12 protein-coding genes are annotated in these 12,963 nt (G+C 64.0%); 9 read left to right on the forward strand and 3 right to left on the reverse strand.

The genetic code is table 11. From position 1 onward, the window contains the following. Positions 1-69: 69 nt before the first annotated feature. From EN807_RS09420 to deoA, 6 genes are read left to right on the forward strand one after another with little or no spacing between them, the layout of a single operon-like run. Entirely contained in the window at positions 70-1,602 is a 1,533-nt protein-coding gene (locus EN807_RS09420; protein ID WP_135934727.1) for an ABC transporter ATP-binding protein, read from the forward strand. Continuing rightward, on the forward strand, positions 1,599-2,738 hold the full coding sequence (locus EN807_RS09425) for an ABC transporter permease (protein ID WP_135934728.1): 1,140 nt from the start codon (positions 1,599-1,601) through the stop codon (positions 2,736-2,738). The genes EN807_RS09420 and EN807_RS09425 overlap by 4 nt, the downstream gene beginning before the upstream one ends. Before the next feature lies 1 nt (position 2,739). Next, a complete protein-coding gene (locus EN807_RS09430; protein ID WP_127315904.1) occupies positions 2,740-3,711 on the forward strand; it encodes an ABC transporter permease in 972 nt (323 codons plus the stop codon). Positions 3,712-3,770: 59 nt separating this feature from the next. Next, a complete protein-coding gene (gene cdd / locus EN807_RS09435) occupies positions 3,771-4,163 on the forward strand; it encodes a cytidine deaminase (protein ID WP_127315903.1) in 393 nt (130 codons plus the stop codon). A gap of 28 nt (positions 4,164-4,191) precedes the next feature. Next, positions 4,192-5,010 carry a purine-nucleoside phosphorylase gene (locus EN807_RS09440; RefSeq protein WP_135934729.1) on the forward strand — a complete coding sequence of 273 codons (819 nt, stop codon included), beginning with the start codon at positions 4,192-4,194 and terminating at the stop codon, positions 5,008-5,010. Next, the gene (gene deoA, locus EN807_RS09445; protein ID WP_135934730.1) at positions 5,010-6,329 is read left to right on the forward strand and encodes a thymidine phosphorylase; all 1,320 of its coding nucleotides are present in this window, start codon (positions 5,010-5,012) and stop codon (positions 6,327-6,329) included. Before EN807_RS09440 ends, deoA begins: the two co-directional genes overlap by 1 nt. Positions 6,330-6,408: 79 nt before the next feature. Here deoA and EN807_RS09450 read toward each other — a convergent pair whose 3' ends face one another. The 3 genes from EN807_RS09450 to EN807_RS09460 form a co-directional block, all read right to left on the reverse strand. Then, entirely contained in the window at positions 6,409-6,972 is a 564-nt protein-coding gene (locus EN807_RS09450) for a TIGR02281 family clan AA aspartic protease (protein ID WP_135934731.1), read from the reverse strand. A 107-nt stretch (positions 6,973-7,079) separates the two neighbouring features. Continuing rightward, positions 7,080-7,709, reverse strand: a complete 630-nt coding sequence (gene upp / locus EN807_RS09455) for a uracil phosphoribosyltransferase (RefSeq protein ID WP_029348092.1) — start codon at positions 7,707-7,709, stop codon at positions 7,080-7,082. A 157-nt stretch (positions 7,710-7,866) separates the two neighbouring features. Next, on the reverse strand, positions 7,867-8,841 hold the full coding sequence (locus tag EN807_RS09460; RefSeq protein ID WP_135934732.1) for an adenosine deaminase: 975 nt from the start codon (positions 8,839-8,841) through the stop codon (positions 7,867-7,869). A 146-nt stretch (positions 8,842-8,987) separates the two neighbouring features. On the opposite strand from EN807_RS09460, the gene ubiE reads away from it, so the two are divergent. The 3 genes from ubiE (at position 8,988) to coaBC (ending at position 12,904) form a co-directional block, all read left to right on the forward strand. After that, on the forward strand, positions 8,988-9,764 hold the full coding sequence (ubiE, locus tag EN807_RS09465; RefSeq protein WP_135934733.1) for a bifunctional demethylmenaquinone methyltransferase/2-methoxy-6-polyprenyl-1,4-benzoquinol methylase UbiE: 777 nt from the start codon (positions 8,988-8,990) through the stop codon (positions 9,762-9,764). A gap of 13 nt (positions 9,765-9,777) precedes the next feature. Next, positions 9,778-11,352, forward strand: coding sequence for a 2-polyprenylphenol 6-hydroxylase (ubiB, locus tag EN807_RS09470; protein WP_135934734.1), 1,575 nt, complete (start codon positions 9,778-9,780; stop codon positions 11,350-11,352). A gap of 334 nt (positions 11,353-11,686) precedes the next feature. Next, complete coding sequence (gene coaBC / locus EN807_RS09475) at positions 11,687-12,904, forward strand: bifunctional phosphopantothenoylcysteine decarboxylase/phosphopantothenate--cysteine ligase CoaBC (RefSeq protein WP_135935823.1); 1,218 nt, start codon at positions 11,687-11,689, stop codon at positions 12,902-12,904. The last annotated feature ends 59 nt before the right edge of the window (positions 12,905-12,963 follow it).

The following is a 12,963-nucleotide window of genomic DNA, read 5'->3' on the forward strand; positions in this document are numbered from 1 at the left end:
TTGGCACAGACGGGGCGTCATGCTAGGCGTTTTGACCAAGCGATAAAAAATAAGAGTGGGACAGGCTGCATGGCGCAGGCCGCAATCGAGCTGATCGGCATCAACAAGAGTTTTGGCGCCGTGCGCGCCAACCGCGACATCAATCTGGAGATCGTGCGCGGCACCATCCACGGCATTGTCGGTGAGAACGGCGCCGGCAAGTCGACGCTGATGTCGATCCTCTATGGCTTCTACCAGGCCGACAGCGGCGAGATCCGCGTCGGCGGCCAGCCGGCGTCGATCAAGTCGCCCAACGACGCCATCGCGCTCGGCATCGGCATGGTGCATCAGCATTTCATGCTGGTCGACAATTTCACGGTGCTGGAAAACGTCATTCTCGGCGCCGAAAGCGATGCACTGCTGAAGAAAAGCATCGCCAAGGCGCGATCCGAACTGGAACGCCTCGAGCGCGAATACGGGCTGGAGGTCGATCCCGATGCGATCATCGAGGAGTTGCCGGTCGGCCTGCAGCAGCGTGTCGAAATCCTCAAGGCGCTGTATCGCGGCGCCGAGATCCTGATCCTCGACGAGCCGACGGGCGTGCTGACGCCCGCAGAAGCTGACCATCTGTTCCGCATCCTGAGGCAGTTGAAGGAGCAGGGTAAAACGATCGTGCTGATCACCCACAAGCTGCGCGAGATCATGGCGATCACCGACACGGTCTCGGTCATGCGCCAAGGCACGATGGTGGCGACCAGGGAGACCAAGAAGACCACAGTCGAGGAACTGGCCGAGCTGATGGTTGGGCGCCGCGTGCTGCTCAGGGTCGAGAAGGGCGAGGCGGAAGCCGGCGGCGTCAAGCTCGCGGTGAAGAACCTGACAGTAAAGGATTCCCGCGGCGTCACCATGGTCGACGACATCTCCTTCGATGTGCGCGCCGGCGAGATCGTCGGCATCGCCGGCGTCGCCGGTAACGGGCAATCCGAAATGCTCGAGGCGATTTCCGGCATCAGGCGCGCCGTCTCGGGCTCCGTCATGCTCGACGGCAAGCCGATCGATCTCACCGGGGCCGCCGATCCCGGCGAGCTGCGCGACCGGGGTCTCGCCCATGTGCCGGAAGACCGTCATCATGTCGGGCTGGTGCTGGCCTTCGAGGAGAACGAGAATTCGATCCTCGGCTATCACGACGACGAACGATATCTGAAGGGGCCGTTCCTCGACATCGACGCGATCCGCAACGACGCCAGGGACAAGATTACCAAATACGACATCCGTCCGGCGGATTGCCGGCTCAAGACCGCCAATTTCTCCGGCGGCAATCAGCAAAAGATCGTGCTGGCCCGGGAGATGGAGCAGGATCCGGGCGTGCTGATCGTCGGTCAGCCGACGCGCGGCGTCGATGTCGGCGCCATCGAATTCATCCATAAGCGGCTCATCGCCATGCGCGACCAGGGCAAGGCGGTGCTGGTGGTGTCGGTCGAGCTCGACGAGATCCGCTCGCTGTCCGACCGCATCCTGGTGATGTTTGCCGGCCGCATCGTCGGCGAGCGCGGACCGGAGGCGACCGAAGGCGAGCTCGGCCTGCTGATGGCCGGCGTCGAGCGCCAGGAGGCGGCGGAATGAGCACGCCTTACGCCAAGCTGCCGGCCTGGGCCGATTACGGGCTGATCCCGGTAATCAATCTCGCCGTTGCCTTCGTCGTCGCCGGCTTCGTCGTGCTTCTGGTTGGCGAAAATCCGTTCCGCGCTGCCGCCGTCCTGGTCGAGGGCGCCTTCGGCCGCGGGCAAGGCATTGCGTTTACGCTTTTCTACGCCACCACCTTCATATTCAGCGGGCTGTCGGTGGCGGTTGCGGCGCATTGCGGCCTGTTCAACATCGGTGGCGAGGGCCAGGGTTATATCGCCGGTCTCGGCATCGGCATCGTCTGCCTGGCCTTCGACAGCGTGCTGCCCTGGTGGCTCACCTTCCCGCTGGCGATCATCGCCGCCGCGGCGATGGGGGCGCTATGGGCGCTGATCCCGGCCTATCTGCAGGCCAAGCGCGGTTCGCACATCGTCATCACCACCATCATGTTCAATTTCATCGCTGCCAGCGTTATGGTCTACGCACTGGTCGGATTCTTGAAGCCGGCCAATTCGATGGCGCCGCAGACACGCACCTTCCTCGACGGCGCGCAACTGCCGAAGCTCAACTGGGTCATCGAATTGTTCGGCGCCAAGATCCGTTCGGCGCCGTTCAACATCAGCTTCCTGCTGGCGCTGGCCATGGCCTTTCTGGTCTGGGTGCTGATCTGGCGCACTAGGCTCGGTTACGAGATGCGCACCTACGGCCACAGCTCGAGAGCGGCGCGCTATGCCGGCATTTCGGAAACCCGCATCATCATCGTCGCGATGATGATCTCGGGCGCGCTGGCCGGCATGATGGCGCTCAATCCGACGATGGGCGATCAGCACAATGTCGCGCTTGAATTCGTCTCGGGTGCCGGTTTCGTCGGCATCGCGGTGGCGCTGATGGGCCGCCTGCACCCGGTCGGCATCGTGCTGGCGGCAATCCTGTTTGGCATGCTCTACCAGGGCGGCGCCGAACTCGCCTTCGAGATGCCGGCGATCAGCCGCGACATGATCGTCATCATCCAGGGCCTGGTCATCCTGTTCGCCGGCGCGCTCGAGCACATGTTCCGACCCTATGTCCAGGCGCTGTTCGCCTCGCTCAGTCCGAGATCTGTCGGCATGGAAGCGATCAAGGGGAAGGGTGCCTGAGATGGACATGTTCAACGCCATCATCCAGGTTCTGGACTCGACCATCCGCCTGTCGGTGCCCTTGCTGCTCGCTTGCCTCGCCGGCCTCTATTCGGAGCGGGCCGGCATTTTCGACATCGGGCTCGAGGGCAAGATGCTGGTCGGCGCCTTCGCCGGTGCCGCCGCAGCCTCCGTCTTCCATTCCGCCTATATCGGCCTCGGCATGGCCATCCTCATCTCGGTCGCTTTCGCGCTGGTCCACGGCTTTGCCTCGATCACCCATCGTGGCAACCAGATCGTCTCCGGCGTGGCGATCAATTTTATCGCCGCCGGATCAACGATCATGCTCGGCCAGGCCTGGTTCCAGCAAGGAGGACGTACGCCGGCGCTTGCGCCCGGCGAGCGGTTCGGGGCGATCATCTGGCCCGGCGCGGACGCGCTTAGGGGGGTGCCGATCCTCGGCCCGATATATTCGGAACTCATCTCCGGCCATTCCGTGCTGGTCTACGTCGCGTTCCTCGCCGTGCCGTTCACCTGGTGGGTGCTGTTCCGTACCCGCTTTGGCTTGCGCATGCGCGCGGTCGGTGAGAACCCGGCCGCGGTCGACACCGCCGGCATCTCAGTCGCCTGGCTGCGCTACCGAGCGCTGATCTGCACCGGCGTGCTCACTGGCATTGCCGGCGCCTACCTGTCGATGGTGCAGAATGGCGGCTTCGTGAAGGACATGACCGCCGGCAAGGGTTACATCGCGCTTGCCGCGCTGATCTTCGCCAAATGGAAGCCGGTCAATGCCATGTTCGCCTGCCTGTTGTTCGGCTTCCTCGACGCGCTGTCGATCCGGCTGCAGGGCACGCCGCTGCCGCTGATCGGCAAAGTGCCGGTGCAGTTCATGCAGGCGCTGCCCTATATCCTCACCGTCATCCTGCTCGCCGGCTTCATCGGCAAGGCGATCCCGCCGCGCGCCGGCGGCGTGCCCTATGTCAAGGAACGCTGAGCATGGCCGCGAAAAGTGGAACCCGGTTTTCGGACGAGATCATGCGAGGGAAAAACTAAATGTCGCATGATCTGTTCGAAGCGGCCAAGGCGGCCATGGCCAAGGCCTATGCGCCCTATTCGAAGTTTCCGGTCGGGGCGGCACTGCGCACCGAGGACGGCCGCGTCTTTACCGGCGCCAACATCGAGGTCGCGTCCTATCCGGAAGGCTGGTGCGCCGAAACCACCGCGCTCGGCCACTACATCATGGCAGGCGGCGGCAGGATAACGGAGATCGCGGTGATCGCCGAGCGCACGGCGAAATGCTCGCCCTGCGGCGGCTGCCGGCAGCGGCTGGCCGAATTTTGCCGGCCGGAAACCAAACTCTATCTCTGCGACAATGCCGGCGTGGTCGAGACCGTGACCATGGGCGACATGCTGCCCTACGGCTTTCAGGGCGACATGTTGAAATGAAGCTGGTTGAAATGAAGAGTTGGTTGAAATGAAGGAAGCGCTTGATCGTCTCGTCGAAAGGCTGGACGGGCTGGCGCCCGCCACCGCGCTGGTGCTGGGTTCGGGCCTTGGCGGGCTTGTCGACCAGGTCGATGATCCTGTCCGCATTTCCTATGCCGAATTGCCGGGCTTTCCCAGAAGCGGCGTCACCGGCCATGCCGGCGAGGTGGTGGCGGGACATTTCGCCGGCACACCAGTGTTGATGCTGTCCGGCCGCGCCCACTACTACGAGCACGGCAACCCGGCGGCGATGCGGCCGGCGCTGGAGGTGCTCGCCGGCCTCGGCATCTCTAACCTGATCCTCACCAATGCTGCCGGCTCGGTCGATCCGGACATGGGGCCGGGCTCGGTAATGCTGATCACCGACCACATCAATTTCTCCGGCTCCAACCCGCTGATCGGCGAGCCAAGCGACCGCCGCTTCGTCGGCCTGACCGAAGCCTATGATGCCGGCCTTCGCGGGGCGATCGAGACGGCGGCGAAGGCGACGGCTACCGCCCTGCACAAGGGCGTCTATATGTGGTTTTCCGGGCCATGCTTCGAGACACCCGCCGAGATCCGCATGGCGCGCGTCATGGGCGCCAATGCCGTCGGCATGTCGACCGTGCCGGAGGTCATTCTCGCCCGCTTCCTCGGCTTGCGGGTCGCCGCCTGCTCGGTCATCACCAATCTTGCAGCAGGGATGACCGGGGCGGAGCTTTCGCACCAGGAGACCAAGGACATGGCGCCGGTCGGCGGCGCGCGTCTGGCGACGATCCTCCAGCGTGTGTTCCAGGATGGCTTGCCGGAGCGTAAGGTCCCGGCCTGATGCTTCCCCAGGAAATCATCCGAAGCAAGCGCGACGGCAACAAGCTGTCGACGCAGGAGATCGCCAGCTTCATCGAAGGCGTGACCGCAGGCGCCGTCTCGGACGGGCAGGTCGGGGCCTTCGCCATGGCGGTGTTCTTCAACGGCATGAGCCGCGACGAGGCGGTGGCGCTGACGCTGGCCATGCGCGACTCCGGCGACGTGCTCGATTGGTCGGACCTGCCGGGCCCAGTCACCGACAAACATTCGACAGGCGGCGTCGGTGACAATGTCTCGCTGATGGTGGCGCCGATCGTCGCCGCCTGTGGCGCTTATGTGCCGATGATTTCCGGCCGCGGTCTCGGCCATACCGGCGGCACGCTGGACAAGATGGATGCCATCCCCGGCTATATCAGCCAGCCGGATGTTGCGGGGTTCCGCAAGGCGGTGCTCGAAGCCGGCTGCGCCATCATCGGCCAGACCGCCGATCTCGCGCCCGCCGACCGCCGGCTCTATGCGATCCGCGACGTGACGGGAACTGTCGAATCGGTGCCGCTGATCACCGCCTCGATCCTGTCGAAGAAGCTGGCCGCCGGCCTGCAGTCGCTGGTGCTCGACGTAAAGGTCGGCAACGGCGCCTTCATGGAAAAGTCGCGCGACGCAACAACACTGGCGAACAGCCTGGTAGAAGTCGCCAATGGAGCAGGACTGAAGACCTCAGCACTGGTCACCGGCATGAACGAGCCGCTGGCGTCGGCAGCCGGCAACGCGGTCGAGGTGCGCAACGCCGTCGATTTTCTCACCGGCCGCTTCCGCGACCGGCGCCTGGAGGATGTGACGCTGGCACTGGCCGCAGACATGCTGCAGTCTGCCGGGCTGGTGTCGTCCAACCAGGACGGCATGCGGCGCGCCGCCGAGACGCTTGCCGGCGGCGGTGCCGCCGCCGTCTTCGCGCGCATGGTGGCGGCGCTGGGCGGCCCCGCAGATTTCGTCGAGAATCCGGAAAAATACCTGCCGAAGGCGGCGACTGAATTTGCGGTCAAGGCGACCGAACACGGCTTCGTCACCGGCATCGGGACCCGCGACATCGGGCTCGCCGTCGTCGGGCTTGGCGGGGGGCGCATACGGCCGGACGACAGGATCGACCATGCGGTCGGCATCACCCGGCTGTTGCCGGTCGGCGCGGAGGTGCGCCCCGGTGAGGCGCTGGCGCTGGTCCATGCCCGCAATCCCGCGGATGCCGAAGCGGCCGCGGCCGCCGTGCTTTCGGCCTATGCGATCGGTGCTTCAAAGCCGCCCGCGGAAAAAACCGTCATCCGGCGGATCCTGCCGCGCGGGTGATCCGGTCAGCAAGGCTCTACCTTCTTGTTGGACCATGATCGTTCCGAAAACCGGTTTCCACTTTTCCGGGGATCATGGTTCACTGGACGAGCAGCAGCGCACCGTTCTCGACCTGGTACTTTTCAAGCCGCTGGAGAAAGCTCAGACCGATCAGGTTGGTGCGCAGCGCTTTGTCGTCGAGCACCACCGCCTGGACGCCGTCGACCGTGATCTTGCCGATCTGCAGCCGATCGACGGTCACCAGGGCAGCCCTGATCGCGCCGTTGGCGGTGTTTACCTCGTGTTTGAAGTCGGACGCGTTCAGCGAAAAGCCGATCCTGCGTGCCGTCGAACTGTTGATGGCGACGAGCGTCGCGCCGGTGTCGATCATGCCGTCGACCGTTCGACCGTTGAGCCTGAACGCCGACGTGAAATGCCCGCGCACGTCAGCGGCGACCACGACCTTGCGGCCGAGCGGCTGCGGCGTCGAGGGTTTGTCAGGAACCGCGGCAAGATTCAGGTCCGTTTGCGTTTCGACTGCCGGCCTGGTCCCGACTGCCGATTTCAGCAGGCCACCGAACATCTGCGGATTCGACTGATAGAGCATCGGGAACGACGTCGATGTTACGGCGAGCACGCCGAGGATGAGAAGATTGCGCAGCATGGACCGGCCTTCGTGAAGGCCCATGCTTATAGCGACATGGTGTTTGCGGCTTTAACAGATGCGGAAAGCGGCCGTTTGCGTAAACGATCGGTAAACGAGTGGCACGGTCATTTGGTCCCGTACATGCGGTCTCCGGCGTCGCCGAGGCCCGGCATGATATAGCCTTTCTCGTTGAGCTGGCGGTCGATGGAAGCGGTGAAGACCGGAACATCGGGATGCGCCTTGATGAAGCGTTCGAGGCCCTCTGGCGCCGCCAGCAGGCAGAGGAAGCGGATGTTGGTGGCGCCGCGTCCTTTCAGCTTGTCGATCGCCGCGATCGCCGAATTGGCGGTCGCCAGCATCGGGTCGACGACGATCACCAGCCGGTCGGCGAGATCGCTCGGCGCCTTGAAGAAATATTCGACCGCTTCCAGCGTTTCGTGGTCACGGTAAAGGCCGATGTGGGCGACGCGCGCCGCCGGCACCAGATCGAGCAGGCCTTCGAGCAAGCCGTTGCCGGCGCGCAGCACCGAGGCGAAGACCAGCTTCTTGCCCTCCAGCGTCGGCGCTTCCATCGTCTCGATCGGCGTTTCGATCGTCGTCGTCGTCAGTTCGAGATTGCGGGTGACCTCGTAGCCAAGCAGCAGCGAGATCTCGCGCAACAGCCGCCGGAAGCCGGCCGTCGAGGTTTCCTTCTTGCGCATGATGGTCAGCTTGTGCTGGACAAGCGGGTGGTCGACGACGGTGACGCCCTGCATGATGTGCTCCGACGTGATGGTTCGTAGTGGGTGGTGAGTAGTGAGTAGTGAATAGTGAGCCGATTTGCGAGTCCCTGCCTTGGTGAAAGCGCTGGCCTTTTGACCGACCAATACGTCGGCGGCCATGCTCCACTACTCACTACTCACTACTCACTACTCACCGAACTTTCACGTCCAGCCGGCCCAGCAGCATTGCCTTGGTCTTCCTGTCGACGAAGGCGGCCTCGATGGCGGTTCTGGTGACGGCGGCGAGCGCCTTGTCATTCATCGAAAAATGTTCGGCGGCAATGTCATATTCGCGCTTCAGCGACGTCCAGAAATAGGGCGGATCGTCGGAGTTGAGCGTCACCTTGCAGCCTGCCGCCAACAGTGCCGGAAAAGGATGATCGGCAAAACTGTCGAAGACCTTCAGCGCGACGTTGGAACTAGGACAGCACTCGAGCACGACGCCTTCGTCGGCGATGCGCCGGACAAGGTCGGGGTTCTCGATGGCGCGCACGCCATGGCCGATGCGGGAGGGGCGGATGTGGTCGAGCGCGGCCTCGACGCTCTCCCAGCCCATCAGTTCGCCGGCATGGACGGTGATGCCGAGGCCGGCCTCGCGCGCGATTTCGAAGGCCCTGACATAATCCTCCAGATCGCCCATCCGCTCGTCGCCGGCAACGCCGAAGCCGGTGACCAGCGGATGCCCGCAGCGGGCGGCGAAGCGCGCTGCCTGCTCGATCGATTCGACGCCGGCATTGCGCACGCCGGTGACGATCATGCGGCCCTCGATGCCGGTCTTGGCCTTGGCGCGCGCCATGCCTTCGCCGAGCGCGTCCGTATAGGCCTTGGGCGACAGGCCGGCCTTGCCAGCGTGGTCCGGCGAGGTGAAGATCTCGGAATAGATGGCGCCGTCGCGGGCGAGGCTGGTCAGGTAATGATCGGCCAGCCGGGCATAGTCCTCCTCCGTGCGGAACAGGTCGGAGGAGAAGTCATAGGCGGCGAGGAAGGAGGTGAAATCGTGCCAGACGAAAGAGCCATTCTGAATGTAGGACGAGGTGTCCTTGCCGTATTTCTGCGCCTGGCGGATGACGAGTTCGGGCGCCGCTGCCCCTTCGATATGGCAGTGCAGTTCCGCTTTCAAAGGCATGCAATCATCCCGTCAGATCTGTCCAGCTCATCGACATAAGTACGATTTCTCGACCGAGAAGCGCGGCCGAACACCGCGTCTTAAACAATAGCGTCGGCACGATCGATCGGCTATGGTCCCGCCGGTTTTATGGCGGATCAAAAATAATGTCGGTTGAGAGAACCACGGCCGTTGGCGGCATGGAAACGTCCTATGGTTTCAAGCGTGTAGGGGCAGGCGAGAAGCAGTCCCTGGTCAATGACGTTTTCCACAAGGTCGCGAACCGCTACGATCTGATGAACGACCTGATGTCGGCCGGGCTGCACAGGCTGTGGAAGGACGCCATGGTCACATGGCTCAATCCACCGAAACGACCGGGCTGGAGCGTTCTCGACGTTGCCGGCGGCACCGGCGACATCGCCTTCCGCATCGTCGAGGCGAGCGGCAGGAACGCCCATGCCACGGTTCTCGACATCAACGGCTCGATGCTCGCCGTCGGCCGCGACCGGGCCGAGAAAAAGGGCCTGACGGCAAACACCGATTTCGTCGAAGCCAATGCCGAGGAGCTGCCTTTCACTGAGGCCACATTCGACGCCTACACGATCGCTTTCGGCATTCGCAACGTGCCGCGCATCGATGTGGCGCTTGCGGAAGCCTATCGCGTGCTGAAGCCCGGCGGGCGCTTCCTCTGCCTCGAATTTTCCGAGGTCGATATGCCGCTGCTCGACAAGGCCTATGAGGCGTGGTCGTTCAACGCCATCCCCAAGATCGGCAAGGCGGTGACCGGCGACGGCGAGCCCTATTCCTATCTGGTCGAATCGATCCGCAAATTTCCCAATCAGCAGAATTTTGCGGCGATGATTTCCCGCGCCGGCTTCGACCGCGTTTCTTTTCGCAATTATTCCGGCGGCATAGCTGCGCTTCATTCGGGCTGGAAGCTTTGAGGCGAGCGCAGTCATGAGCAGTGTCGGCGCTGGTTTCAGGCTCGTGCGGGCCGGCTGGGTGCTGGTCCGCGAAGGCGTCGTCGCGGCGCTGCCGGGCGACGAGCTCTTCGGTCTGCCGAAACTCGGCTGGCGGATGGCGCGGCTGTTGACCCGCCGCCGCGCGCTTGCCTATGAGCGTGGCGACCGGCTGGCCAAGGCCGTCGTCCGGCTCGGCCCATCCTATGTCAAGCTCGGCCAGTTCCTGGCGACGCGGCCCGATGTCGTCGGCAACGACATAGCGCTCGATCTCGCCATGCTGCAGGACAAGATGCAGACCTTTCCGCAGGCCGAGGCCATAGCTGCGATAGAGGCTTCGCTCGGGCGCAAGGTTGGCGAGCTCTACGCCAGTTTCGGCGAGGCCGTCGCCGCCGCGTCGATCGCTCAGGTCCATATCGCCGAAACCCTGCAGGACGGCGTCGGTTCGCGGGTGGCGGTAAAGGTCATCCGGCCGGGCGTGCGCCGCCGTTTCTTTCGCGATCTCGAAAGCTATTTCCTCGCCGCCCGTCTCCAGGAAAAATACATTCCGTCGTCGCGCCGGCTACGTCCGGTCGAAGTGACCCAGACGCTGGCGCAGACCACCAAGATCGAAATGGATCTGCGGCTCGAGGCGGCAGCGCTTTCGGAACTCGGCGAGAACACCAAGGACGATCCCGGCTTTCGCGTCCCGTCCGTCGACTGGGAACGTACCGGCCGTGACGTGCTGACCATGGAATGGGTCGACGGCATCAAGTTGAACGACATTGCCGGCCTCGCTGCCGCCGGCCATGACCTGAAGGCGATCGCCGTCAACCTGGTCCAGTCGTTCCTGCGCCACACACTGCGTGACGGTTTCTTCCACGCTGACATGCACCCGGGTAACCTGTTCGTCGAGCCCGATGGCACCATCGTCGCTGTCGATCTCGGCATTGCCGGCCGGCTCGGCAAGAAGGAGCGCCGGTTCCTCGCCGAAATTCTCTACGGCTTCATCACCCGGGACTATCTGCGCGTCGCCGAAGTGCATTTCGAGGCCGGCTACGTGCCGCGCCAGCATAATGTCGCGGCATTCGGCCAGGCGATCCGGGCGATCGGCGAGCCGATCCACGACCAGCCGGCTGAAACCATCTCGATGGCCAAGCTCTTGGCGCTTCTGTTCGAGGTGACCGACCTCTTCGACATGGCGACGCGGTCCGAACTGGTGCTGCTACAAAAGACCATGGTGGTGGTCGAGGGCGTCGCGCGCACGCTCGACCCGGCATTCAACATGTGGAAGACGTCCGAACCGGTGGTTGGCGGCTGGATATCGGGCAATCTCGGCCCGCGTGCCCTGCTGGCCGACGCGCGGGACGGCGCCAGCGCACTGCTGGCACTGGCCCGCCAGGCCCCAGACCTCGCCGCCCGCACCGAGCGGCTGTCGCGCGAGATCGATTTGATGGCCGAACACGGGCTGCGTTTCGACGAAAGGACGGCGCGCGCGATCGGCAAGGCCGAGGCGCGCTACTCCCGTTCCGGCCGGCTGGCGCTGTGGGTGATCGCGCTGACGCTGGTTTATATCGCGTGGAAGTTGCTCTGAGTGCATGCGATGACAGCAGTGCTGTCATTGCATGCAACTCGCCTATTGCTATATTGAGGCAAGGAGCAATGCCATGAGCACCATCACAATCCGTAAGCTTGATGAGAGGGTGAAGCAGCTGCTTCGCGAACGCGCTGCTGCCCGCGGCGTCTCGATGGAGCAGGAGGTGCGGGATTCCTTGCGTGAGGTGACAATCCCCAAAACCGGGCTTGAGAATGGGGCGTGGCGGCTGAAGGCGTCGCGTGACGAAATCCTGGCGCTCGGACGGAAGCTGGAAAACCCATTCGACCCCAAGGTGTCCACCACCAACAATGGACAGGAACTGGCCTCGGGCATGACCCTCTCCGGCAAGCGCATTCTGCTGATCATCGGCGGCGGCATCGCCGCCTACAAGGCGCTGGACCTGATCCGCCGGCTGCGCGAGCGGGGCGCCGCGGTGCGTGTGGTGATGACTTCCGCCGCGCAGGAGTTCGTGACCACGCTGTCGGCCGGGGCGCTCTCCGCCGACCACGTCTTCACCGATTTGTTCGACCGCAATGACGAGCATGATGTCGGCCATATCCGCCTGTCGCGCGAGGCCGACCTTGTCGTCGTGGCGCCGGCGACCGCCGACCAGATGGCGAAGCTTGCCAACGGCCATGCCAACGATCTTGCCTCCACCGTGCTCATCGCCACCGACAAGCCGGTGCTGATGGCGCCCGCCATGAACCCGAAAATGTGGTCGCATCCGGCGACCCGGCGCAACCGAGCGACGTTGCAGAAGGACGGCATCGCATTCGTCGGCCCGGAGAAGGGCGAGATGGCCGAGAGCAACGAGGCGGGCGAAGGCCGCATGGCCGAGCCGCTGGAGATCGTCGCTGCGATCGAGGCGCTGCTCGATATCAGTCCGAAGCCGCTCGCAGGCAGAAAGATCATCGTCACCTCAGGTCCGACGCATGAGCCGATCGACCCGGTGCGCTACATCGCCAATCGCTCGTCCGGCAAGCAGGGCCATGCCATCGCGGCGGCGCTGGCTAGGCTGGGCGCCGATGTGCACCTCGTCTCCGGTCCGGTCGGCATTGCCGATCCGGCTGAGGTGACAACACTGCATGTCGAAACTGCGAACGAGATGAAAGACGCTGTCGAACAGCTGCTGCCGGCGGACGCGGCGGTGTTCGTCGCGGCGGTCGCCGACTGGCGCAGCGAGACTTCGGCCGGCGAGAAGATCAAGAAAGTGGCGGGCGAGGGGCCGCCGGCGCTGCAGATGATCGAAAACCCCGATATTCTTGCCGGTGTCGGTCATCACAGGAAACGGCCCAGCCTGATCGTCGGCTTTGCCGCCGAGACGCAGGATCTCATCAGGAACGCCGAGGCAAAGCTCAGGAAGAAAGGCGCCGATTTCATCGTCGCCAACGACGTGTCCCACAAAGGCGGGGTGATGGGCGGCGACCGCAACCGGGTGCGGATCGTCTCGAAGGCCGGTGTCGACGAATGGCCCGAGATGAGTAAGGACGAGGTGGCGACGCGGCTTGCCGCCTTAATCGCCGAGCGGCTGAAGACGATCACTGTCTAGAGCGGCGGACTTTCAAGTTGAAGCGTACCGCCGCTCTATCTTCTTGTTTGAGCATCGGA

This window comes from Mesorhizobium sp. M5C.F.Ca.ET.164.01.1.1 (assembly GCF_004792125.1).
Classification (GTDB): domain Bacteria; phylum Pseudomonadota; class Alphaproteobacteria; order Rhizobiales; family Rhizobiaceae; genus Mesorhizobium; species Mesorhizobium wenxiniae.

Bases quoted from the DNA above. Each gene is read 5' to 3' on its own strand.
- EN807_RS09420 (WP_135934727.1), top strand. From the start codon at position 70: ATGGCGCAGGCCGCAATCGAGCTGATCGGCATCAACAAGAGTTTTGGC.
- EN807_RS09425 (WP_135934728.1), top strand. From the start codon at position 1,599: ATGAGCACGCCTTACGCCAAGCTGCCGGCCTGGGCCGATTACGGGCTG.
- EN807_RS09430 (WP_127315904.1), top strand. From the start codon at position 2,740: ATGGACATGTTCAACGCCATCATCCAGGTTCTGGACTCGACCATCCGC.
- cdd (WP_127315903.1), top strand. From the start codon at position 3,771: ATGTCGCATGATCTGTTCGAAGCGGCCAAGGCGGCCATGGCCAAGGCC.
- EN807_RS09440 (WP_135934729.1), top strand. From the start codon at position 4,192: ATGAAGGAAGCGCTTGATCGTCTCGTCGAAAGGCTGGACGGGCTGGCG.
- deoA (WP_135934730.1), top strand. From the start codon at position 5,010: ATGCTTCCCCAGGAAATCATCCGAAGCAAGCGCGACGGCAACAAGCTG.
- EN807_RS09450 (WP_135934731.1), bottom strand. From the start codon at position 6,972: ATGCTGCGCAATCTTCTCATCCTCGGCGTGCTCGCCGTAACATCGACG.
- upp (WP_029348092.1), bottom strand. From the start codon at position 7,709: ATGCAGGGCGTCACCGTCGTCGACCACCCGCTTGTCCAGCACAAGCTG.
- EN807_RS09460 (WP_135934732.1), bottom strand. From the start codon at position 8,841: ATGCCTTTGAAAGCGGAACTGCACTGCCATATCGAAGGGGCAGCGGCG.
- ubiE (WP_135934733.1), top strand. From the start codon at position 8,988: ATGTCGGTTGAGAGAACCACGGCCGTTGGCGGCATGGAAACGTCCTAT.
- ubiB (WP_135934734.1), top strand. From the start codon at position 9,778: ATGAGCAGTGTCGGCGCTGGTTTCAGGCTCGTGCGGGCCGGCTGGGTG.
- coaBC (WP_135935823.1), top strand. From the start codon at position 11,687: ATGACCCTCTCCGGCAAGCGCATTCTGCTGATCATCGGCGGCGGCATC.